The sequence below is a fragment of the Micromonospora sp. NPDC000668 genome (genome assembly GCF_042897975.1).
Lineage (GTDB): Bacteria > Actinomycetota > Actinomycetes > Mycobacteriales > Micromonosporaceae > Micromonospora.
This window is the reverse complement of the sequence record NZ_JBIAYP010000006.1, coordinates 65324-86255: the sequence shown is the minus strand read 5'-3', so window position 1 is coordinate 86255 and position 20932 is coordinate 65324. Positions and strand designations below refer to the sequence as shown.

Annotated in this window: 22 protein-coding genes and 1 pseudogene; 14 read left to right on the top strand and 9 right to left on the bottom strand. The window is 73.6% G+C overall.

The features are described 5' to 3' along the window. Positions 1–45 precede the first annotated feature (45 nt). The 3 genes from ACFY29_RS27820 to ACFY29_RS27810 all read left to right on the top strand — a co-directional run bounded on the left by ACFY29_RS27820 (position 46) and on the right by ACFY29_RS27810 (position 3084). Complete coding sequence (locus ACFY29_RS27820) at positions 46–852, top strand: SDR family oxidoreductase (RefSeq protein WP_386990965.1); 807 nt, start codon at positions 46–48, stop codon at positions 850–852. Positions 853–998: 146 nt separating this feature from the next. Continuing rightward, positions 999–2102, top strand: a complete 1104-nt coding sequence (locus ACFY29_RS27815) for a DUF5919 domain-containing protein (protein ID WP_386990963.1) — start codon at positions 999–1001, stop codon at positions 2100–2102. Between the two features lie 85 nt (positions 2103–2187). Further along, a complete protein-coding gene (locus ACFY29_RS27810; RefSeq protein ID WP_386990961.1) occupies positions 2188–3084 on the top strand; it encodes a pentapeptide repeat-containing protein in 897 nt (298 codons plus the stop codon). Positions 3085–3116: 32 nt separating this feature from the next. Here ACFY29_RS27810 and ACFY29_RS27805 read toward each other — a convergent pair whose 3' ends face one another. Beyond that, the gene (locus ACFY29_RS27805; RefSeq protein ID WP_386990959.1) at positions 3117–3638 is read right to left on the bottom strand and encodes a MarR family winged helix-turn-helix transcriptional regulator; all 522 of its coding nucleotides are present in this window, start codon (positions 3636–3638) and stop codon (positions 3117–3119) included. Between the two features lie 5 nt (positions 3639–3643). Between ACFY29_RS27805 and ACFY29_RS27800 the strand changes: the two genes are divergently transcribed. Both ACFY29_RS27800 and ACFY29_RS27795 read left to right on the top strand, forming a co-directional pair. Next, positions 3644–4864 carry an MFS transporter gene (locus ACFY29_RS27800; RefSeq protein WP_386990958.1) on the top strand — a complete coding sequence of 407 codons (1221 nt, stop codon included), beginning with the start codon at positions 3644–3646 and terminating at the stop codon, positions 4862–4864. Positions 4865–4903: 39 nt separating this feature from the next. Then, positions 4904–5140, top strand: coding sequence for a preprotein translocase YidC (locus tag ACFY29_RS27795; RefSeq protein WP_328417285.1), 237 nt, complete (start codon positions 4904–4906; stop codon positions 5138–5140). Between the two features lie 18 nt (positions 5141–5158). Here the strand turns inward: ACFY29_RS27795 and rnhA are convergent, their stop codons facing one another. The 3 genes from rnhA to ACFY29_RS27780 all read right to left on the bottom strand — a co-directional run bounded on the left by rnhA (position 5159) and on the right by ACFY29_RS27780 (position 8317). Next, positions 5159–5635: a ribonuclease HI gene (gene rnhA, locus ACFY29_RS27790; RefSeq protein WP_328417287.1), complete on the bottom strand. Its 477-nt coding sequence runs from the start codon at positions 5633–5635 to the stop codon at positions 5159–5161. 84 nt (positions 5636–5719) lie between these two features. Next, positions 5720–7003, bottom strand: coding sequence for a lycopene cyclase family protein (locus ACFY29_RS27785; RefSeq protein ID WP_386990955.1), 1284 nt, complete (start codon positions 7001–7003; stop codon positions 5720–5722). Between the two features lie 42 nt (positions 7004–7045). Further along, positions 7046–8317, bottom strand: coding sequence for an MFS transporter (locus ACFY29_RS27780; protein WP_386990953.1), 1272 nt, complete (start codon positions 8315–8317; stop codon positions 7046–7048). 374 nt (positions 8318–8691) lie between these two features. Between ACFY29_RS27780 and ACFY29_RS27775 the strand changes: the two genes are divergently transcribed. From ACFY29_RS27775 to ACFY29_RS27765, 3 genes are all read left to right on the top strand, one after another. Next, entirely contained in the window at positions 8692–9177 is a 486-nt protein-coding gene (locus ACFY29_RS27775; protein WP_328417293.1) for a hypothetical protein, read from the top strand. Positions 9178–9266: 89 nt separating this feature from the next. Continuing rightward, positions 9267–9878: a class F sortase gene (locus ACFY29_RS27770; protein ID WP_386990951.1), complete on the top strand. Its 612-nt coding sequence runs from the start codon at positions 9267–9269 to the stop codon at positions 9876–9878. A 110-nt stretch (positions 9879–9988) separates the two neighbouring features. Then, on the top strand, positions 9989–11095 hold the full coding sequence (locus tag ACFY29_RS27765) for a magnesium and cobalt transport protein CorA (RefSeq protein WP_386990949.1): 1107 nt from the start codon (positions 9989–9991) through the stop codon (positions 11093–11095). 22 nt (positions 11096–11117) lie between these two features. Here ACFY29_RS27765 and ACFY29_RS27760 read toward each other — a convergent pair whose 3' ends face one another. Then, a complete protein-coding gene (locus tag ACFY29_RS27760) occupies positions 11118–11831 on the bottom strand; it encodes an MBL fold metallo-hydrolase (protein WP_386990947.1) in 714 nt (237 codons plus the stop codon). A gap of 83 nt (positions 11832–11914) precedes the next feature. Here ACFY29_RS27760 and ACFY29_RS27755 point away from each other — a divergent pair, with 83 nt between their 5' ends. The 4 genes from ACFY29_RS27755 (at position 11915) to ACFY29_RS27740 (ending at position 14449) form a co-directional block, all read left to right on the top strand. Further along, complete coding sequence (locus ACFY29_RS27755; protein ID WP_328426670.1) at positions 11915–12682, top strand: SGNH/GDSL hydrolase family protein; 768 nt, start codon at positions 11915–11917, stop codon at positions 12680–12682. 47 nt (positions 12683–12729) lie between these two features. After that, positions 12730–13149 (top strand): YchJ family protein, encoded by a 420-nt coding sequence (locus ACFY29_RS27750; protein ID WP_355612414.1) that lies wholly within the window; start codon positions 12730–12732, stop codon positions 13147–13149. Between the two features lie 200 nt (positions 13150–13349). Continuing rightward, entirely contained in the window at positions 13350–14066 is a 717-nt protein-coding gene (locus ACFY29_RS27745) for a hypothetical protein (RefSeq protein ID WP_328417303.1), read from the top strand. Continuing rightward, positions 14063–14449: a VOC family protein gene (locus ACFY29_RS27740; protein WP_328417304.1), complete on the top strand. Its 387-nt coding sequence runs from the start codon at positions 14063–14065 to the stop codon at positions 14447–14449. Before ACFY29_RS27745 ends, ACFY29_RS27740 begins: the two co-directional genes overlap by 4 nt. 52 nt (positions 14450–14501) lie before the next feature. Here the strand turns inward: ACFY29_RS27740 and ACFY29_RS27735 are convergent, their stop codons facing one another. The 4 genes and pseudogenes from ACFY29_RS27735 to ACFY29_RS27720 form a co-directional block, all read right to left on the bottom strand. Next, positions 14502–15875 (bottom strand): MFS transporter, encoded by a 1374-nt coding sequence (locus tag ACFY29_RS27735; protein ID WP_386990944.1) that lies wholly within the window; start codon positions 15873–15875, stop codon positions 14502–14504. Between the two features lie 208 nt (positions 15876–16083). Beyond that, the gene (locus tag ACFY29_RS27730) at positions 16084–17052 is read right to left on the bottom strand and encodes a hypothetical protein (RefSeq protein ID WP_386990942.1); all 969 of its coding nucleotides are present in this window, start codon (positions 17050–17052) and stop codon (positions 16084–16086) included. A 43-nt stretch (positions 17053–17095) separates the two neighbouring features. Further along, a pseudogene (locus ACFY29_RS27725) lies at positions 17096–18009 on the bottom strand (SPFH domain-containing protein). 364 nt (positions 18010–18373) lie between these two features. After that, a complete protein-coding gene (locus ACFY29_RS27720) occupies positions 18374–18844 on the bottom strand; it encodes a DIP1984 family protein (protein WP_386990940.1) in 471 nt (156 codons plus the stop codon). Positions 18845–19031: 187 nt separating this feature from the next. On the opposite strand from ACFY29_RS27720, the gene ACFY29_RS27715 reads away from it, so the two are divergent. Beyond that, positions 19032–20162: a peptidoglycan-binding protein gene (locus ACFY29_RS27715; RefSeq protein WP_386990938.1), complete on the top strand. Its 1131-nt coding sequence runs from the start codon at positions 19032–19034 to the stop codon at positions 20160–20162. A 346-nt stretch (positions 20163–20508) separates the two neighbouring features. Continuing rightward, a complete protein-coding gene (locus ACFY29_RS27710; protein ID WP_386990936.1) occupies positions 20509–20922 on the top strand; it encodes a VOC family protein in 414 nt (137 codons plus the stop codon). The last annotated feature ends 10 nt before the right edge of the window (positions 20923–20932 follow it).

The window sequence follows — 20932 nt, the reverse complement described above, 5'->3', positions numbered from 1 at the left end:
CTCGTACACCCGGTTGGGCCGGTCCGGTCGGGGTAGTGCGGGAGGATGCCCCAGCGATACCAGAACTACCCGAGGGCCGCCGTCGTCACCGGTGCGGACTCCGGCATCGGCAAGGCCTGCGCGGTCGCCCTGGCCGAGGCCGGCTTCGAGATCGGCATCACCTGGTACGGCGACCCCGACGGCGCCGATCGCACCGCCACCGAGGTCCGCGCCACCGGGCGGCGCTGCGAGGTCAGCGAGGTGGACCTGACCCGGCTGCCGGAGGCCGCGGCGGTGGTGGACGAGTTGGCCGACCGGCTCGGTGGCATCGGGGTGCTGGTCAACAACGCCGGCACCGGCGCCTCGACGCCGTTCGTCGACACCGGGTGGGAGCAGTGGCGGGAGGTGCTGGCCGTCGACCTGGACGCGCCGTTCCTGTGCGCGCAGCGAGCCGCGCGGCGGATGCGGGCCGCCGGTGCCGGCGGGCGGATCATCAACATCACCAGCGTGCACGAGCACGCGCCCCGGGTCGGCTCGGCCGCGTACTGCGCGGCGAAGGGCGGGCTGGGGCTGCTCACCAGAGTGATGGCGCAGGAGTTGGCCGCCGACGGCATCACCGTCAACGCGGTCGCCCCCGGCGAGATCGCCACGCCGATGACCGGTCAGGAGGACGTCGACCCGTACACCCAGGAGCGGCCCGGCGTACCGGTGGGACGGCCGGGCGACGCCCGGGAGGTCGCCGCCGTGGTGGCGCTGCTCGCCTCCCCCGCCGCCAGCTACGTCACCGGGGCGTCCTGGCCGGTCGACGGCGGCATGCTGCTGATGGGCCCGCAGGCCGCCGCGTTGACCACCGACGACTGGCGGTCGGTCTGAGCGCTGCAGTTCACGGCGGACCTGCTCCGTGGATGAAACCGGCGGTCGCGAACGGGACAGCGCCCGGCAAAGCGGGCACGTATCCTCCGCATTCCGGTGATCAGCGGGCGGCCACGTGGGGCCGGCCGACGACGGAGGGGGACCGGATGCCCGAGTGGGCTGGTCGGGGCGGCCGGCAACGACGCGCCTTCGGCGTCGGTGGGACGCTGCTCGGGGTCGCCGCCCTGATGCTCCTGGCTGCCTGGCGCAGCACCGGCTTCCTCAGCGACCTGTTGCTCAACCTCGGCGCCAGCGTGGTGCTCGCGGCCATCTCGTACGTCATCTTCGACCCACTGTTCGAGGAGGCCCGCAAGGCGCGGGTGCAGGAGCACCTGAGCTTCGACCAGCAGGCGTTCGTGACCCGGCTGCAGCGCGCCGGCCGCCGGGTGCGGATCCTCGACACCTGGACGATCCTGCTGGAGCAGCGGCATCGCGAGGAGACACTGGCAGCGGTACGCGCGGCACTCACCAACGGCTCGCAGGTGCAGTTGCTCCTGCTCGACCCGGACTGCACCGCCGCCCAGCAGCGCTCTGAGGAGCTGGAACGGCAGCGGGTGAACGTGCCGCGGCAGATTCGCACCAACCTGCGCCACCTGGCCGCCTTCTCCGACGCCCTCGACCCCCGGCTGCGACACCGGTTGCAGGTCCGGCTCTACGACGCCTCCCCGTCGATCCAGCTCTACCAGTGGGACGGCCGGGCGCTGATCTCGTTCTTCCCGATCGGGAAGCTGTCGTTCAACGTGCCCCAACTTGAGGTGGACATGGACAGCCCGTGGGGTGGGTTCGTGCACGCCCGGTTCGAGGAGCTGTGGGAGCACGAGCAGGCGACCGTGAACCTGGAACAGTACTGGTCGGTGACCGTCACGCTGCGCCACGACGACTCCGACGTGGTCGAGGTGCAGGTGCCCTACGTGACGGTCGACGGCCAGCACTACATCGACTGCCGCGCGTTCCGCCTGACCCGGCCGCTGACCGTGCGGGCCGTGCTGCCACCCCGGGCACCCGGGGCCGCGCCGACGGTGTTCGCGCTGGCCGAGCTGGCCGACGGAGACCGTACGCCGGCGGCCACCGTGGCCCGGACCTTCGACCAGAAGTACGGGCCCGGCGACGGGGAGCGGGCGGTACGCCGGCTGGTGTCGCAGCCGTCGGGCGGCGGCCCCCGTACCCCGGCACCCCGCTCGACTGCGGCCGGCGACCCACACGGACGGTGACCCCCGACCCTGTCGGTCGCGGGGGTACGCGGGACAATGGTGGCCACGGCTCACCGCCGTGCCGATCGCCAGGAGGACCGTCCGCGTGTCGCACAGCCCCGCTCCCCCGCCCGGGCCGGCGCAGCTGAGCGCCGACTGTGAGCGCTGCTTCGGGTTGTGCTGCGTGGTGCCCGCCTTCGCCGTGTCGGCGGATTTCGCCATCGACAAGCCGGCCGGGCAGGCCTGCCCGAACCTGCGCCCGGACCACCGCTGCGGCATCCACACCGAGCTGCGGGATCGAGGGTTCCCGGGCTGCACGGTCTTCGACTGCTTCGGCGCCGGCCAGCAGGTCGCCCAGGTGACCTTCGGTGGGCGGGACTGGCGGGACGCGCCCGAGACGCTGCCGGCGATGGCTGCGGCGTTCACCGTGCTTCGTCCGCTGCACGAGCTGCTCTGGTACCTCACCGAGGCGTTGGCGCTGCGCCCACCGGCCGAGCTGCGCGCCGAGTTGGACCGCGCCCGCGCCGAGACGGCGGCGCTCACCGGTGGCGACCCGGCGCAGTTGCGCGCCGTGGACGTGGCGGCGCACCGGAAGCGGGTCAACCCGCTGCTGTCCCGGGCCGGCGACGCGGCCCGCGCCCGAGGCGGCGTGGCCGGCCCGGACCGCCGGGGCGCCCAGTTGCTCGGGGCGGACCTGCGCGGGGTCGACCTGCGCCGGGCCAACCTGCGCGGGGCGCTGTTGATCGGCGCCGACCTACGCGGGGTCGACCTGGGGCTGGCCGACGTCACCGGCGCCGACCTGCGCGGGGCGGATCTACGCGGCGCGGACCTGCGGGCCACTCTCTTCCTGCACCAGGCCCAGCTGGACGCGGCGCGGGGTGACGCGCGCACCGCGCTGCCGGCGACGCTCACCCGGCCGGCGCACTGGTCGGCGCTGGCGCTCACCCCGGTCCGCCGGCCATCCCGGGCCGCGGCCCCCGCCCGGCGCGGCCGGCGCCGCTAACGATCGGTACGCGTCGCGCCCGGGGGTACGCCTCAGTCGCCGCTCCGCTCGCGGAAGCCGGCGTCGACCGGGCACTGCGGGCATCGGGTGCGGTCGCAGAGTCGGCAGAGGTGAGCCAGGCTGCGGGCGTCGGTCACCTCGTCGTGCATCAGTGCACGGGCGATGTCGGCGAGTTGGTGGCGTTGTCCGGCGGGCAAGGGGGCGAGCAGCGCGTTCAGCGCCTGGTCCCGGGCCTGCAGGACGCGGTCGGCCGCCCTCGCACCCTCCGGTGTGAGGTGCAGCGCCCGGCTGCGCGCGTCGGCGCCGGCCCGCCGCTCCACCCAACCCTGCTCACGCAGTCGCCGGACCAGGTGCGCAGCACCGGGCTGGCTGAGCCCCAGTACCTGACCCAGCCACTCGGCGGTCGCACCCGGCTGGTCCTTGAGGACGACGAGCGCTTCCGCGAGCGCGCCTCCGGCCCCGACCGACGAACTGACCGACGCGCGCATTCGGGAGCCGACGAGCAGGGCGAGTGCGCCGAGCAGGTTGGCCGAGCCATCCTCGGCTAGATTCATAAGTCATGAATTTACCCCGGCGGGCGTCGCTGCTCATCGTGTTGATGACCGTGGCGCAGCTACCGGTCGCGATGCGGCAACTGCTTGTCGTGCTGCTCGGTCACGAGAACACCGGCAGCTTCGCCACCGCCGGTGTGGCCAGCGCCGGCTGCGGCATCGGGCTGGCGGTCACCGCGCCGCTGGTCGGCCGGCTGCTGGGCCGGCTCGGCAACCGGCCGGTGCTGCTGACCACCGGTGCCGTCCACCTGGTCACCCTGCTCGGGTTGGCGGTGGCCACGAACCCGGTGGCGTTCGTGGCGCTGGCCACCGCTGCCGGGCTGAGCACGCCGCCGGTCCTCGGCAGCGGGCGCGCGCAGCTCGCCCGGATGGTCCCCTCCCCCGCGCTGAGCCGTGCGTACGCCGTCAACGCGGTCGGGCAGGAGGTGCTCTACGTGGGCGGCCCGCTTGCGGTGACGCTGAGCCTGCTGGTCAGCGGTCCGGCAGGGGCGCTGCTGACCTTCGCCGCGATCGGCACCGCCGGGCTGGTCGGCACCGCCGCCGTGGTGGCCTACCGCACCGTCGACGACCGGTCCGCCGAAAGCCGTCCCACGACCTCCGGCCGGGCAACCCGTCGCACCATGCTGAGCACGCACGTCGGCTACATGGCCGCCATCGGTGGCATGTGGGTGCTGGTCCCCGCCTTCGCCACCACGGTTGGGCACCCGGACCAGGCCGGACTGCTGGTCACCGTCTGGTCGGTGGGCAGCCTGGCCGGCGGCCTGCTGCTGGCCCGCAGGGGTCGACCCGGCAGCCCCGGCGGCGCGTACCTGACGCTGGTGGGCACGTTGGCCGTGACCTCGCTGGCGCTGCTGCTACCCCGGACCGTGCCGCAGATGGCAGTCGCGCTGGCGGTCTTCGGGCTGGCGCTGGCACCCTTCCTCGCCGTCACCGACGAACTCCTGGCCCGGTCCACCCCGGCACCCCAGCTCGCCGAGGCGTACGGCTGGTTGCAGACGGCCGGGCAAATCGGTCTCGCCGTCGGCTCAGCCACCAGCGGGGCGATCACCGACCACTTCGGCAACACCCCTGGCTTCCTGGTGGTGTCCGCAGCGCTGGTGCTCGCCTCGGCCATCGCGCTCACCCGCCGACGGACCCTGCGCCTGCCGGAAGCGCCGCCGGAAGCCACCGCGGCCACGGAACCGGTGGCTGCGGCGGGGCGAGGTTTCGCCCGCGACGACGCCGGGTAGCCACCGCCGACGCGGAACGGCACCGACGGGGGGCACGGCGTGGGCTACCGAAAGCGTGACGGTGAGCTGCCGGCGGACCCGGCACATGCCGAGGACGAGGCCGGCCAGGTGCCGTTGGTGCAGGTCGAGGCGGACACCAAGGTCCCGCCGCCGGACGACACCGACGTGCCACCGGACATCGTCACCGAGGACAACAACTCGGGCATGACCGGCGGCTCCTCCGGCAGCAGCGGCGGCGGGTCGAGCATGCCCGGACATCCGGACGCGACCCGCTGAGGCGGTCTCGGCGCGGGATCAGCGACTGGCCAGCGCGGCCGCGCGCGCCTCGGTCATACCCTTGTTGGCCAGCCCGTCGGCCCGCTCGTTCTCCGGGTGCCCGTTGTGCCCCTTGACCCACAGCCAGGTGACCTGGTGCCGCTCGCAGGCCGCCTCCAGGCGCTGCCACAGGTCGGCGTTCTTCACCGGCTGCTTCGCGGCGGTCAGCCAGCCGTTGCGCTTCCAGGACGCCAGCCAGCTGGTGATGCCGTTGCGGACGTACGTGCTGTCGGTGTGCAGCTCCACAACGACCGGCCGGTTCAGGCTTTCCAGCGCCTGGATGGCCGCCATCAGCTCCATCCGGTTGTTGGTGGTCGGGGTGGCCTCGCCGCCGCACAGCTCCCGCTCATGGTCGCCGTAGCGCAGCAGCGCGCCCCAGCCGCCCGGCCCGGGGTTGCCGCTGCACGCCCCGTCGGTCCAGATCTGCACGCCCCTGCCGGCCACCGCGTCCACCATGCCCGGCAACCTACCGGGCGGCGACGCCGTACCCCGCGCTCGGGTGACCGCCGCGCCGGCCTGGGACCGCTGATTCCCGGTGGGTCAGCCGGGCAGGGGGCCGGCGTCCGGTACGGCGCCGGACGGCGGGGTGCCGACGACGGCGGCCGGGATGCTCGGCGCGGGTCGGGTCGGGCGCAGCCGGTCGCGGACCCGGTGCGCCGCGTCGCCGGCGGTGGCGGCGATCATCGGCAGTAGCCGCGTGGAGTTCATGATCGCGATCTCCTCGGCAGGGCTGGTGACGCCGTCGAGGAAGCGCAGCACCCGCTCGGCCGGGTTGCGGTCGAAGAGCCGGTCGAAGAACTCGGGACCACCGACCCCGCCCCGGTCGAGCGCGCGCAGCGCGACCGAGTCCATCCAGCGGTGCCGGCGCGGGTAGGCCGGCGCGGGCACCGGCGGCCGGCCGGCGGCGAGGGCGCGGGCCACCTGGTCGGCCTGGCGGTACATGGCGGAGAAGGTGAAGCCGGTGGACGGGCGGGTCGCGCCGCCGGCCGTGCCGAGGCGGACGACCCGGGTCGAGGGTCGGGCCGGGAACGGCGCGTCGGTCATCGGGATCACCCCGTTCTCCACCTCGCGCACCCGCAGCCGGGCGGGGTCCAGCCCGAGCAGGTCGCGGTAGCTGGCCAGCGCCGCGTCGTATCCGGCGTCGGTGAGCAGGCCCGGCGAGAACTCGGTGTACTCGACCAGGGCGTAGCGGTCGCTCACCGGCAACACGTAGCCGAAGGAGACGCCCCGGGCCGGCTGCGGGGTGCGGAAGTCCATCAGCACCGCCCGCGCCGGATCGAACGTCGGCCGGTCCGCCTCCAGCCACCACCCCCGGAAGTGCTGCAACCAGGTGGTCCGCCCGGGTCGTGCCGGTGGGCGGGGGCGGGAGTCCAACACCCAACCGGCGCGCACCGTGGGCCCACCGCCGGTGCGCACCACCACCTGGGCGCCGTCGTCGGCCACGCTCTCGGCGGGGGCGACGATCCGGGTCGCGCCGAGCCGGCGCTCGGCCTCGGCCGCCCGGTCGTAGACCGGGCCGGAGCGGAGCATGGCGTACCGCAGCGGGGTCAGGTCCAGCACCCGACGCCGCGTCGGCGTGGCCACCTCGACCTGCTGCCAGCTCGCGCTGAGCAGCGGGTCCAGGTCGCTGTCCGGATGGCCCCAGAACGCCCAGGTGCGGTCCTGGCCGCGTCGGCGCACCGGGTCGACGACTGCGATCCGCAGGTCGCGGACGCCGTGCCGGTCCAGCGCGGCGAGCAGCAGCGACGCGGCGCCGCCGCCGCCGAGCAGCGCGAGGTCGACGTCGAGCGGCGCGGATTCGGTCACCGCATCACGCTGCCACACCACCCGCCGGTTTCACGCGCCACCACCCGACGCGACGCGTGGTCAGGCCGCCCGGGCGGGCTCGGGGGCGGTCGGGGGCGGATCGGCGTAGGCGCGGGCCACCGCCGCGCGGTTGAAGACCCGCCAGGTGGCGGCGGAGACGCCGATCGCCACCACGAGCCCGACCCAGTACGGCGCGGTGATGCCGAACCGGGCGGCGAGCAGGCCGCCGAGCAGCGCGCCCACGCAGTTGCCACCGGCCGCCACGAAGAGCGTGGTGCTCGCCACCCGACCCTGCAACTCCGGTGGGGTGAGCCGTTGGCGCAACGAGTTCGCCACGATGTTCCACAGTGCGCTGTGCACGCCGAAGGCGAAGAGCGCGAACCCGACCACGATCGTGCTGCGCGACGCGGCCAGCGCCAGGTGCAGCCCCGCCTCGATCACCAGACCGATCCGGATCGTCCAGGTGGCGCTGGTCCAGGCGATGAGCCGGTCGCCGAGGAGCGCGCCGAGCACCCCGCCGCAGGCCATGCAGGTGAACAGCAGCCCGTAGCCGACCGACCCGAGCCGCAGCCGCTCGTCGGCGAGCAGCACCAGCACCGCCAGCGCGGCGGTCAGGGTCACGTTGAGCAGGCCGATCAGTACGGCCATCGTCCGCAGCAAGCGCTGGTGGGCCAGCCAGCGCAGCCCTTCCACGATCTCCCGGCGCATCGAACGGGTCCGCCGGGTGTTCGCGTCGGTGGCGGCGGCCCGGAAGTCGCCCCCGATCAGCGCCACCAGGATCGCGCTGAGGGCGTACGTGACGGCGTTGACCAGGAACGGGCTGCCCGCAGAGACGGCGAACAGGAAACCACCCAGCGGTCCGGCGAGCATGCCGTGCATCAGGGTGGTGCCGCCGCCGAGCCAGCCGTTGGCGCGCTCCAGCCGGTGCCGGGGCACCACGGTCGGCAGCATGGCCTGGCTGGCCGAACGGAACACGATCTCACCGGTGTTGACCACGAACAGCACCACGTACAGCAGCGCCACCCCGGCCCGGTCGGTCATTATCGCCACGGCCAGCACGGCCAGCGCCACCACCCGGACCAGGTCGATGATGATCATCAGGCGGCGCCGGTCCATCCGGTCCACCAGCACGCCGCCGGGCAGGGCGAAGAGCAACCAGGGCAGCCAGGCCACCGCGGATGCCGCGGCCACCACGAGCGGGTCGTCGGTACGCGACGCGACGAACAGCGGCGCGGCGACGGTGGCCAGGCCGCTGCCCAGGGCGGAGAGCGTGCTCGCCGCCCAGAGCCGCGCGAACCGTGTCCCCAGTCCGGCAACCCTGTCCTGTGTCACGGCCACGGAACCTACCAGCGGCTCTCCCGTTCTCCTCCCCGATTTGTCCGTCGGCAGAACGGCGGCTGACGCGCAACGCCGCTGGCCGGGTGGGGGCAATCCCGTCGGCGCCGGCAATACCTCGCCATCGACCCAGCCGTGACAGCCCGGCCGGACGGACATCGACCGGGTCACCGGTGCCGGTCGGCCCGTCGAGGCGTTTCCGCAGCTCTCCCCGTCTTCGGGTGGACACGTGACGGCAACGAGGATTTCTCATTTTCACCGGATCGAGGACCCAACGCACCTAGTGTTGGTCACACCGGTGCTAGTCACGGAGATGGCCACCCGAACGACGTCCCACGCAGTCAGCGGACGAAATGTGAGGGAAGACGCGTATGAAGGTCTCAACAGCACTCTGTTCGGCGGCGCTCGGCGTAGGCCTCGGCACGCTCCTGCTGCCGGGCGCCGCACTGGCCGACACCACGGTGTCACCAGCCACCACGCCGGTCGGCGGGACCGTCGTGCTCACCGCGACGACCTGCAACCCGAAGTCGGGTGACGCCCTCTTCCGTGTCACCGGCCCCAACCGCGACCAGAACGTCCGGTCGACCACGGCCGCGGCCGGTGGCGGGCTGAGCGCCGAACTCTTCACCGCCGGCTTCACCCTGGGCACGTACACGGTGGCGGCCACCTGCGGCGACGGCAGCTCAGCCGGCAGCGCCACGTTCACCGTCACCCCGATCGGCGGTGCCCCGGCCGGCTCCGGCGGAGACAGCCGCGACAACGGCACTCTCGCCGCCGGTGGCACGCTGCTCGGCACCGCCGTCGCGGGCGCGGTCATCCTGCTTCGCCGACGCCGTCCGGTGTCCGCCGTCGCCTGACCGGCGACCCGCTCCATCCCTGAGGACGGGTGCCCGTGCCGGTGACACCGGCGCGGGCACCCCGACGATCCCGTCCGGAGGTGCGCACGGTGTGGAGGCGGCGGACCCTTCCGGCGGTGGTCGCGCTGCTCGGCGTGACCGGGCTGGGGCTGATCACCGTCGGCCTCACCGCCGACCCGGCACGACCACCACGACCACCGGCCGACGCGCCGACGCGCACCCACCCCGCACCGGACCTGGCGCCACTGCCCCGCGCCGCGCCGGTCCGGGTGCAGATCCCGGCCATCGACGTACGCGCCGAGGTCGTCCCGGTCGGCGCGGACGCCGCCGGGGTGCTGGAGGTGCCACCACTGGACCGGCCCACCGTCGCCGGCTGGTACCGACACGGGGTCAGCCCCGGTGAGACCGGCAACGCCGTCCTGGTCGGGCACGTCGACTCCCCGGCCGGTCCGGCGGTCTTCTTCGACCTCGGTCGGCTACGCGCCGGCCAGCAGATCCAGGTCACCCGCGCCGACGCCCGGGTGACCACGTTCACTGTGGACGACGTCCGCGCGTACCCCAAGGACCGCTTCCCCAGCGGCCTGGTCTACGGTCCGGCGGACACCGCCGGGCTGCGACTGATCACCTGCGGCGGCCGGTTCGACGCCGGGACCGGCAACTACGTGGACAACGTCGTCGTCTTCGCCACCCGCACGGCCTGAGACCGCCGGCCCGCCTGTCGGGAGCCGGACCCCGCTCGGCAGAATGCGGTGGCACCATCCCCTCCGGGCACCTCGATCGGGGCGGTGCGCCGGCGGCGGGGAGGCACGCGGTGGATCAGCGACCGGTACGAGACCGAGCCGGCCTTGGCGTACGCGCTCTGGCCCGTCGACTGCTCGGTCGGGTCGAGACCGGCTCCCCCACGGCACGCCGGTCCAACCCGGACGCCGTGGTCGACTGCGCGGTCTACGTCAACGGCCGGCGCGAACCCGGCCGTCCGCACTACGCCGACGCGTACGCCCGCGCCCGACACGGCCGCGACGCCTTCGTCTGGCTGGGGCTGCACGAGCCGGGCCCGGCGGTGCTCGCCGCGGTGGGCCGGATCTTCGGCCTCGACGAACTGACCGTCGAGCAGGCGCTCGCCGACGGGCACCGGCCCACCGTGCAGCGGCACGGGCCGGTCACCCTGCTGGTGCTCCGCACCGCCGGGTACGTGGAGCACGCCGAGCTGACCGACACCTCCGAGGTGATCGACACCGGGGACGTGATGGTGCTGCTCGGTGACCGGTTCGCCCTCACCGTGCGGCACGGCGCCGCCGGGGCGCTGCGCAGCGTCCGCGCCGACATCGAGCGCCGCCCCGCGCTGCTGGCCGCGGGGCCGTGGGCGGTGGCGTACGCGGTCTGCGCCCGGATGGTCGACTCCTACCTCGAAGTGGCCGGGCACGTGGAGCGGGACCTGGAACGGGTCGAGGAGTCGGTGTTCGCCCGCGACCGCTCCGTCGACATCCAGCACATCTACCAGCTCAAGCGGGAGGTGGTGGAGTTCAAGCGGGCGGTGCTGCCGTTGCAGGCGCCGATGCGCACGCTGCTCGACCCGGGCAACGACGGGCCGCCGCGCGCCCTGCACCGCTGGTTCGTCGACGTGGACGGCCGGCTGAGCCGGGCGGTGGATCGGGTGGCCGCGTACGACGACCTGCTCACCTCGATCGTCCAGTCCCGACTGGCGCAGCTCGCCGTGGAGCAGAACAACGACATGCGCAAGATCGCCGCGTGGGCGGCCATCGCGGCCGCCCAGACCGGCATCGCCGGCGTTTACGGCATGAACTTCTCGCACATGCCGGAGCTGACCTGGCGCTACGGCTACGCCGGCGCACTCGCCCTGATGGCGTTGGCCGCCCTCGGCCTGTACCGCCTGTTCCGCCGCTCCGGCTGGCTCTGACCCGCCGGGGGCGCGGGGCGGGTCAGTGGGGCTGGGAGAGGAGGAAGCTGCGGATCCGGTCGCGGGGACTGTCGGTCAGTTCGGGGCCGTGGGTGAAGGCGGCGATGTCGTAATCCAGCTCGCCGAGGACGTGCGCGGTCTGCTGGGTCAGCCGGAAGTCGTTGCACAGCCACTTCACCGGCCAGCGGACCCCGAGCACGTTGAACAGCGCGTCCCCGGTTATCAGCAGCCGGGTCGGCTCGTGCAGCAGCGACACGTGCCCCGGGGAGTGCCCGGGAGTGTGCACCACCCGCAGTCCGCCGCCGACGTCGATCAGATCGCCGTCGACCAGCGGCTGCGCCACCTCGACGGCGGGGAACCGGCCCCCGTCGACCCGGGCGAAGAACCGGCCGCCGGTCACCGCCGGGTCGTTGACCGGTTTGCGGCCCGCCTCGGCGTACGGTACGTCGGCCGCGTGCGCGGCGACCGGGGCACCGGTGCGGCGGGCGAACTCCGCCGCCCCGCCTGCGTGATCGGGATGCGCGTGGGTCAGCACAATCCGGGTGACGTCCGCCGGCACCTTGCCGATCGCCGCCAGCCCGCGCACGATCCGGGCGGGCGCCCGGGTCAGCCCGCAGTCGATCAGCGTGACGCTGCCGTCGTCGTTCACGAAGGCGTACGAGTTGACAGCCGCGCGGCCCAGGGTGGGGATGCGCCAGACGTTCGGGGCGAGCGGCACGGCCGGAGATCGCGACATGTCGCGAGTCTAGGATCGACCGTCAACCATCCCTGCCCCAGCGGTACACCGGTGCGGGGCGGGCGGCTAACGTCGCCCGGGTGATGTGGCAGCGGTACGTGGCGATCGGCGACAGCACCACCGAAGGGCTCGACGATCCGGACGGCGCCGGCGGCTACCGGGGCTGGGCCGATCGGTTCGCCCTGGCGGTGGCCCGCGCGCAGGGCGGCCTGGAGTACGCGAACCTGGCCATCCGTGGCCGGACCACCGCCCGGATCCGCGCCGAGCAGCTCCAGCCCGCCCTCGACCTGGCCCCCGACCTGGCCACCGTGGTCGCCGGCATGAACGACGTGCTGCGCCCCTCCTTCGACGCGGAGCAGGTCGCCGAGCACGTCGCGGAGATGCAGCGGGCGCTGGTGGGGCAGGGCGCCACCGTGCTGACCTTCACCATGCCGGACCCGGCACCGGTGATGCCGCTGGCCCGGCCGCTGCGGGGCCGGATGCTGGCGCTCAACGCGGCACTGCGGGTGGTCACCACGCAGACCGGTGCCACCCTGCTCGACCTGGGCGCGCACCCGGTCTCCTCCGATCCCCGGCTGTGGAGCGACGACCGGCTGCACGCCAACAGCGCCGGGCACGCGCGGATCGCCGCCGCGCTGGCGTACACGGCGGGTCTGCCCGGGTTCGACGACTCCTGGACGCAGCCGTTGCCGCCGGTGTCCCGGCGGCGCCGCGGTGAGGTGCTCGGCGCCGAGCTGGCCTGGACCCGCCGGCACCTGCTGCCCTGGCTGGTTCGGCACCTCCGCGGACGGTCGTCCGGCGACGACCGGGTCGCAAAGCGGCCGGTGCCGCTGCCCGTGCCGCTGGAGTAGCGACGGTCGGCGTCCGGGGCCGGTTGGCGGTGCGGCAGGATGGCGGCGTGGGTAAGGGTGCGGGGCGTCGGCGGGCCGACGCGACGACTGGGCGGGCCTGCCCGTGCGGCTCCGGCCGGGTGTACGCCGACTGCTGTGCCGAGGTGCACGGCGGCGTGGCGCACGCGCCGACCGCCGAGGCGCTGATGCGCTCCCGGTTCAGCGCCTTCGCCCTCGGCGACGCCGACTACCTGCTGCGTAGCTGGCACTCCTCGACCCGCCCGGCGCGGCTGGAGCTGGAGCCCGGGCAGCGGTGGACCCGGCTGGAGATCGTCGAGACCGAACGGGGTGGCCTGCTCGACACCGCCGGCACCGTGACGTTCCACGCGCACTACCGGGACGCGGGTCGGCCGGGCACGCTGACCGAACGCAGCCGGTTCGTCCGCGAGGACGGCCGGTGGGTCTACCTCGACGGCGAACAGCCCTGACGGCTGCGCCGACGACCGGTTCGCGCGTAGGATGACGTCGGCGTAGTCCTGCGCCGCACCTCCCTCCCGGCGCTCACGCCGCCGGCCATGCGGAGGCAAAGGGGGCCTGAGCCCTCGGGACGTGGTGCCACATGCCCCACTCCGGCGGGGTCGACGGGAGCGTGGGTCCCGGTGACCGTGCCGTTGACCGGGAGCATGTGATGACCAACCAGAGATCGTTCAAGACCCGGGTCCGAGCCCGGATGGAGAAGACCGGCGAGAGCTACACCACCGCCCGCCGGCACCTGATCAATCGGACCGCCGCACCCACCGTCGCGCCGGCACCGGACGTGTCGCCGTCTCCGGCACCCGCCGCGGCGCAGACCGAGCGGATCGCCGACGACCTGATCCACGCGCGGACCGGCCGCGGCTGGGCGGAGTGGTTCGCCCTGCTCGACGCCGCGGGCGCCACCGAGCGGACGCACACCGAGATCGCCCGCCAACTGGTCGTCGAGCACGAGGTACCGGGCTGGTGGGCACAGAGCATCACCGTCGGGTACGAGCAGGAACGCGGCCTGCGCGCGCCCGGTCAGCAACGCGGGGGTGGCTTCTCGGCCAGCGCCAGCCGGACGGTGGCGGTGCCGGTACTGCGGCTGTTCGGGGCGTTCGCCGACGAGACGGCACGCGCCCGTTGGCTGCCCGACGTCGAGGTGCGCCTCCGTACCGCCACCGCGCCCCGCAGCTTCCGGGCCGACTGGGCCGGTGGTCCCACCCGGATCGTGGTCGGCTTCGAGGCGGTCGGCGAGTCGAAGGCCCGGGTCAGCGTCTCGCACGAGAAGCTGACGGGGGCCGAGCAGGCCGCGGAGCTGAAGGTGTACTGGCGGGAGCGGCTCGCCGCGTTGAAGGTACTGCTGGAGTCGGACGGAGACCACCGATGACCATGACGTTCATCAACCTGCCGGTGCGCGACCTGACCACCGCCGCCGAGTTCTACCGGGCGATCGGCTTCACCAGCGACCAGGCCAACCTGGACGGGGGCAACGTGCAGATCACCGTCTCCGACAGCACCCGGCTGATGCTGCACCTCCGCTCAGCCTTCGAGGGGTACACCGGGGTCGCCGCCACGGAGACGGCGACCAGCCGGGAGGTCATCGTGGGGCTGTCGGCGCATAGCCGGGAACGGGTCGACGAACTGGTCGACCGGGCGGTGGTGGCCGGCGGGGAGTCGGTCGGGCCGGGAGTGGACAACGGGTCGATGTACATGCGCGGCTTCCGGGATCTCGACGGCCACCAGTGGTCGTTCCTGCACCTGGCCGGCTGAGCGAAGGCCCGGCGGCGGCCCCTCCGGCCGCCGCCGGGGAGGCCGCCGCCGGTCAGGCGGTCGTGGCGTTGTCGCTCGGAGGGTTGGTCGTGAACGAGCCCCGCCCGGCGGTGGGCCGGGCGTGCGACCGTCGGTGGCGGGCCACCAGCACCAGCGCCACGATGAGGTACGGCCCGGCCGTGACCGCGAACGCCACCGCGTTGCCGGCCGCTGTGGCGACCAGTCCGTAGCCGACGTAGGTCACGATGATCAGCACGTCGGTGGCCATCCCGGCCAGTGAGGTGACCGTGGCGCGGCTGCTGCCGGTGATCTGGGCCTGGAGTCGCGCGTCGGCCAGCACGGTGGCCAGTTGCGCGGCCCCGAACGCCACGGCGAGCAGCACGAAGCCGGCCGGGTGCACGATGAGGGCACCCCCGGCCAGCGTGACGGCGACCACGCCCAGCAGGGCGGCGTAGCCCCGGCCGCTCAGCCGCTCACCCGCCGGGGCGAGCAACCCTCCGGCGGTGACGCCGGCCCAGAGCAGCAGGAGCAGCAGCGGCACGACCTCCGCGTCGACGCCGGTGTCCAGGGCCAGCAGCGGGGTGTACTCGTCCAGCGCGCCCCAGTCGGCGGCCACCACCGCGACCAGCAGCACGGCGGCACGCATCGGCGGATGTGTACGGACCTGCGCCAACCCGGCCCGCAGCGCGTCCCGCCAACCCAGGTCGGCATCGTCGCCGTCCGCACCGACCAGCGGGACCGCCGGTGCCACCACGGTCGACACCGGGTCGCTGTCCCGGGCCGCGGCGGCGGCCACCGGCGCCGCGACCCAGGCAGGGTCGTGCGGCGCGGCCGGGAGGTTGCGGTGCTCCGGGAATCGGGTGGCGACGGCGGCGGCAAGCAGGCAGGCGAGCACGCTGGCCAGACCGACCGCCGGGTACCCGCCGGCGGCGAGCACCGGGCCGGCGAGCACTCCGGTGACCAGTACGCCCAGCACACCCGCCGTCCGGGCCCGGCCGAGCACCCGGGCGTACCGGCCGACCGCGCCGAGCCGGTCCAACTCGGTCCACACCAGCGCCTCCAGTGCGCCGGAGGCCAACGCCCCGCCCGCGCCCCAGAGCAGGAACCCGACCGCGAACGCCGGGTACGACGGAACCAGCACCCAGAGCGCGAAGCCGGCGGCCGTCACCAGCGGAGCGAGGCACAGCAGGAGCCGGCGGGACACCGCGTCGGCCCAGGCGCCGGAGGGCACCTCGAACAGGATGCCGGCAGCCGACCAGATGACGAAGAGCGAGGAGACCTGCCCCACCGACAGCCCGGTGTCGGCGAAGAGCAGCGCGTACAGCGGGTAGAGCAGGACGAGGTCACTGAGGAACGCGTACCCGTAGAGGGTGACCGCGAGCCGGCGGACCGCCGGGTCGGGCACGCGCGAGGCGAGGTGGGTCATGAGGCCTTCCCGTGGGAGCGGAGACGGACACCGGACGTGCGGTGCCCGCGGTGGCCCACGGGATCGGCCTACGGCGTTGGATCAATGTCGCCAGGTCATGTCGGCGATGCTAGACCTGGTTCGCGGCGCCGGCCAGCGTTTTCGGGGTGCCCGACGACGCGAAGCGGGGCGGGTCCCTAGGGAGCCCGCCCCGCTGTCCCGCACGGTGTCAGCGACGGTCCGGGTCCAGCGGCGGGATGACCGTGGTGGCCTCGATGTCGTCGCTGGTGCGCTGGCTGGGCGCCACGCGGTCGCCGCCGCTCACCACCTGGGTCGCGTCGGCGTCGACGCCGGGGCTCACCACCTGGGTGGCGTCGGGGTCGGCGGGCGGACGCACCACCTGGGTGGCCTCCGGGTCGGCGGACGGACGCACCACCTGGGTGGCCTCCGGGTCGGTGTCGACGGCCGACGGCCGGGCCAGCTTGGCCTCGGCGTCCCGACGGCCGGCCCGGTAGGCCCGGGCGTGCGTGGCGATCAGCTGCGACTCCTGCTCGGCGCGGGTCAGCCACGCCTCCCAGCGGCTCTGCATCGGACGGATCAGGCCGCCACCGACCCCGACGACGAGGATGCCGCCGACGGTGGCCAGCACGGCGATCAGCACGGGGGTGGTGACCGCGGTGGCCACGCCGATCTGGTTCAGCGCGGCGATGACGCCGAGGCCGAGGATGAACACCGAGGCGATGCCGGCCAGCACCCGACCGTAGGACAGGCCGCCGAGCGCGCCGCTGATGATGTCCTTGAAGGCGTTGGCGATGGCGGCGGCGACCACGACGATGACGATCGCGACGAAGGCGCGGGGCAACCACGAGATCACCGCGGCGATCAGGTCGGAGATCGGGTTCGGTCCCCAGATGCCGAAGGCGAGCTGCAGGGTGAGCAGCAGCACCGCGTAGTAGACGAGCTTCGCCACGATGTCGCTGGCGTCGTACCGGGAGCGGCTCAGTGCCCGGCGGATGCCGCCGCGTTCGACGGCGCGGTCGAAGCCCACCCGCTCCAGGACCTTCTCCACGATCTTCAGTACGGCCTTGGCGATCAGCCATCCCGCCACCAGGATCGCCAGGAAGGCGACGGCCTTGGGCAGAAAGAGCATCACCGAGCGGAGGGCGTCGCCCACCGCATCGCTGACGTTGTCACTCATCGGGTTTCCTCCACGCGGGGCAGCCGGGACGGTCGGTCCCGACCTACCCCAGCTGCCGCGCGCGGAAACGCCGGCCGCTCAGCCCTGCGGCGTACCGGGGTGGTCGTCGCCCTGTTCGGCGGCGGCGGCAACCTCCTCCGTCACCGGCCCCAGATCCGGCGTCGCGGGTGTCACCGGCTGGCCCGGCCCCGCCGCGTGTGGTGCCATCTGGTCGAAGAAGCGCAGCAGCTCGACCGGGAACGGCATGACCAGGGTGCTGTTCTTCTCGGCCGCCACGTCCACCACGGTCTGCAACAGGCGTAGCTGGTAGGCACCGGGTGTGGCCTCCATCGCCCGGGACGCGTCGGCCAGGCGCCGCGACGCCTGGAACTCGCCGTCCGCGGCGATCACCCGGGCCCGGCGTTCCCGTTCCGCCTCGGCCTGCCGGGACATCGACCGTTTCATCCCTTCGGGCAGCGAGACATCCTTGACCTCCACCCGCTCGATGAGCAGCCCCCACGGCTTCTCGGTGGGCGCGTCGATGACGGACTTCAGCTCGGCGTTGACCCGTTCCCGGTCGCCCAGCACGGTGTCCAGGTCGGCCCGGCCGATCACCGAACGCAGCGCGGTCTGCGCGACCTGGAGCACCGCCGAGGGATAGTCGTGCACGTTCACCAGCGCCTTCACCGGGTCCACCACCCGGTAGTAGACGACCGCATCGACGGTGAGCGTGACGTTGTCCCGGGTTATCGCGCCCTGTGCCGGTACGCCGATCACGGTGGTCTGCAGGCTGACCCGCGCCATCCGGTCGGCGATCGGGACGATCAGTTGCAGGCCCGGCTGGCGGACCCGCTCCAGCACCCGACCGAACCGGAACACGATGCCGCGTTGGTACTGCTGCACCTGCCGGACGCTGAGTGCCAACGCCAGCAGCACGACCACGACGACGATGACCAGGCCAACGACGGCGGCTCCCATGACATCCCGCTCCCCCGGAGGCGCCCACCTCCCCGGAGCGCCGGGTACCCGTTCCGCCCCCGGCCATGCCGCGGTTCAGGATCTGCCAGGACGGCCCAGGCACCGAGCCTCACCTGGTCGTGTGCGACTGGCCGTCCCGCGCTGTGGAGTGCCCCGAGCCCACCCTCGCCGTCGTGGATCTGTACGTGGTGATGTGTCGTGCGTGCTGCACTGTCACCTGTCCTTGGTGCTGGGCTGCGTCGTGATCAGGGAGTCGAACCCCGCGCTGCCCTCCGCGCGCCAGGAGAGGGTGCCGGTTTACAGCCGGCCCTGTGTGTACACGCCTCCACGACGGCTACCTGCTCCACATCGTCTTCGCGGTCGGTCAGTCCAGCAGGTCCGCCTCCCAGTTCGTACGCTGGATCTGCACCTCGAGTTCGCGCAGTTCCCGGGCCAGTTGGTCGGCGCGACCCCGCAGCTCCGCGACCGGCAGCGCGGCGAGCATCTTCAACTCTGAGCGCAACTGCCGGGCGTACTGGCCACGCCCACCGCCGGCGGCGGCGTCGGCGGAGCTCGTGATCGCGGCGTGCCGCAGGCGCAGGACGTCCCGCCGCGCCAACGCGTCGGTGAGCGTGCTGAGGTCGCCGACCGGGACCGTGGCGTTGGTCCGGTTGATCCGCCGGATCAACGTCTCCAGCCCGTCGAGCACCTCGTCCAGCTCGATCAGGAGCGCCCCGGCGTCCTCGGACGGCAGCTCACCCTCCTGGTACCGGGCGCTGCCGGTGATCCGGGTTCGCAGCTGTTCCACCCGTCGTACCGCATCGGCGCGATCTGCCAACGCCTCACCAAGCTTCATCTTCCACCCCCGAGTCAGCGCGGCCAGATTAGCCGAACTTTGATCTCCCGGCCGACCGGTTATCCCGCCGTCGACTCCGGTTCGGCAAGGTCTAGCGCCCGGGTGAGATTTGGCAATATCCTCCGGAGCACGTGCGGCCACTGGAGTTACTTTTCATCCCCCGCCGTCGGCCGCAGGAGGAGATGTCATGCACGTCGACCATTCCGAAGTGGATCGCCGGACGCTGCTGCGCGCCGGTCTCGGCGCCGCCACAGTTGCTGTTGTCGGGAGTCAGCTCGCCCTCCCGGGCGCGGCGCAGGCCGCCCCCGGCACCGACCTGGACTGGATCATCAGCTGCGACGAGTGGGACGCCCGCCCGCCGAAGGATCCGCTGGCGGTCAGCGCCATCGCCACCAACAAGATCATCGTGCATCACATGGCGTTCCCGAACGTCACCGACTACTCCCGTGAGCAGGCGGTCAAGCTGGCCCACGACTGCCAGGACCTGCACATGGACGGCAACGGCTGGTCGGACACCGGCCAGCACTTCACCGTCAGCCGGGGCGGCTACGTGCTGGAGGGCCGTCGGGGCAGCCTGGAGCGGCTGGAGGTCGGCGACCGGCAGATGATCTCGGCGCACTGCCCAGGCGAGAACGGGCGGGCCATCGGGATCGAGAACGAGGGCACCTACGTCACGGAGACCCCGCCGACGGCGCTGACCGACTCGCTGGTGAAGCTCTGCGTCTCCATCTGCCGGCAGTACGGGCTGCACGCGCACGACATCTTCGGCCACTGGGACTTCCGTACCACGCAGTGCCCGGGCGCGGCCTTCTACCGGCAGTTCCCCGCGCTGCGCCAGCGGGTGTTCGCCGCCCTCGGCACCGACCTGGGCGACGTGCCGGCGCGCCGCTGGCCGGACCTGTGGCGCTTCGTCAACTCCCCGTCGGTCCGGGTGGTGCAGTACCTGCTCGCGTTCCGCGGCTACCCGGTGACGGTCAGCGGCACGTTCGACGCCGCCACCGTGACGGCTGTGCAGGACTGGCAGGCCCGGAACGGGATCCCGGTGGACGTGGACGCCACCCTCACCACGCCGACCTGGGAAACCCTGGTGCCCGAGTTGGACCAACACGCCACCGGCCTGCCGGTCACCGCGGTGCAGGAAATCCTCGCCACCAAGGGGTTCGCCGTCACCGTCACCGGGGCGTACGACCACGCCACCCGAGCGGCGGTGAAGGATCTGCAGGCGCTGCACGGGCTGCCTCGCAACGGCAAGCTCAGCACGAGCACCTGGTGCACCGTCGTTGGCGGGACGGTCCGGCAGTCGTTCCGGCACCGCTGATCCTCGGCCTGGTGGGGGGGGGGGGGGGGGGGCCCCCCCCCCCCCCCCCCCCCCCCCCCCCCCCCCACCCCCCCCCCCCCCCCCCCCCCCCGGGCCCCCCCCCCCCCGCCCGCCGCCCCCCCCCCCCCCCCCCCCCCCACACACCCCCCCCACACNTACGGGGGGGGGGGGGGGGGGGGGGGGGGGGGGGGGGGGGGGGCGGGGGGGGGGGGGGGGGGGGGGGGGGGGGGCCCCCCCCCCCCCCCCCCGCCACCGGGCCCAACACCAGCGCAAACGTGGGCGCGCCTCGTTGTCCACCCCCCACCGGTCTGCGACGATGACGCCGACCAGGACCAAGGAGGGTGCTGTGCAGACGCGACTCAACCCGTACCTCAACTTTCCCGGCACCGCCCGCGGCGCGATGGAGTTCTACCACCGTGTGTTCGGCGGCGAGCTGACGATCAACACCTTCGGCGAGTTCGGCAGCGCCGAGCCGGGCATGTCCGACCAGATCATGCACGCGCGGTTGGAGTCCCCCAGCGGCTTCACGCTGATGGCCTCGGACACGGCGCCCGGGATGAACCACGTGCCCGGCAGGAACATCGCGATCAGCCTCAGCGGTGACAACGCCGACGAGCTGCGCGGCTACTGGGACCAACTCTCCGCGAACGGGTCGGTGCTCGTGCCGATGGAGAAGCAGATGTGGGGCGACGAGTACGGCCAGTGTGTCGACCCGTACGGCATCGATTGGATGGTCAACATCGTCCAGCCGCAGGCCTGACCTGCGCGGC

What these genes read in the sequence shown, in the direction of transcription:
- ACFY29_RS27820 (WP_386990965.1), top strand. Translation starts at nt 46, where the DNA reads ATGCCCCAGCGATACCAGAACTACCCGAGGGCCGCCGTCGTCACCGGT.
- ACFY29_RS27815 (WP_386990963.1), top strand. Translation starts at nt 999, where the DNA reads ATGCCCGAGTGGGCTGGTCGGGGCGGCCGGCAACGACGCGCCTTCGGC.
- ACFY29_RS27805 (WP_386990959.1), bottom strand. Translation starts at nt 3,638, where the DNA reads ATGAATCTAGCCGAGGATGGCTCGGCCAACCTGCTCGGCGCACTCGCC.
- ACFY29_RS27800 (WP_386990958.1), top strand. Translation starts at nt 3,644, where the DNA reads ATGAATTTACCCCGGCGGGCGTCGCTGCTCATCGTGTTGATGACCGTG.
- rnhA (WP_328417287.1), bottom strand. Translation starts at nt 5,635, where the DNA reads ATGGTGGACGCGGTGGCCGGCAGGGGCGTGCAGATCTGGACCGACGGG.
- ACFY29_RS27775 (WP_328417293.1), top strand. Translation starts at nt 8,692, where the DNA reads ATGAAGGTCTCAACAGCACTCTGTTCGGCGGCGCTCGGCGTAGGCCTC.
- ACFY29_RS27760 (WP_386990947.1), bottom strand. Translation starts at nt 11,831, where the DNA reads ATGTCGCGATCTCCGGCCGTGCCGCTCGCCCCGAACGTCTGGCGCATC.
- ACFY29_RS27755 (WP_328426670.1), top strand. Translation starts at nt 11,915, where the DNA reads ATGTGGCAGCGGTACGTGGCGATCGGCGACAGCACCACCGAAGGGCTC.
- ACFY29_RS27745 (WP_328417303.1), top strand. Translation starts at nt 13,350, where the DNA reads ATGACCAACCAGAGATCGTTCAAGACCCGGGTCCGAGCCCGGATGGAG.
- ACFY29_RS27740 (WP_328417304.1), top strand. Translation starts at nt 14,063, where the DNA reads ATGACCATGACGTTCATCAACCTGCCGGTGCGCGACCTGACCACCGCC.
- ACFY29_RS27735 (WP_386990944.1), bottom strand. Translation starts at nt 15,875, where the DNA reads ATGACCCACCTCGCCTCGCGCGTGCCCGACCCGGCGGTCCGCCGGCTC.
- ACFY29_RS27730 (WP_386990942.1), bottom strand. Translation starts at nt 17,052, where the DNA reads ATGAGTGACAACGTCAGCGATGCGGTGGGCGACGCCCTCCGCTCGGTG.
- ACFY29_RS27720 (WP_386990940.1), bottom strand. Translation starts at nt 18,844, where the DNA reads ATGAAGCTTGGTGAGGCGTTGGCAGATCGCGCCGATGCGGTACGACGG.
- ACFY29_RS27715 (WP_386990938.1), top strand. Translation starts at nt 19,032, where the DNA reads ATGCACGTCGACCATTCCGAAGTGGATCGCCGGACGCTGCTGCGCGCC.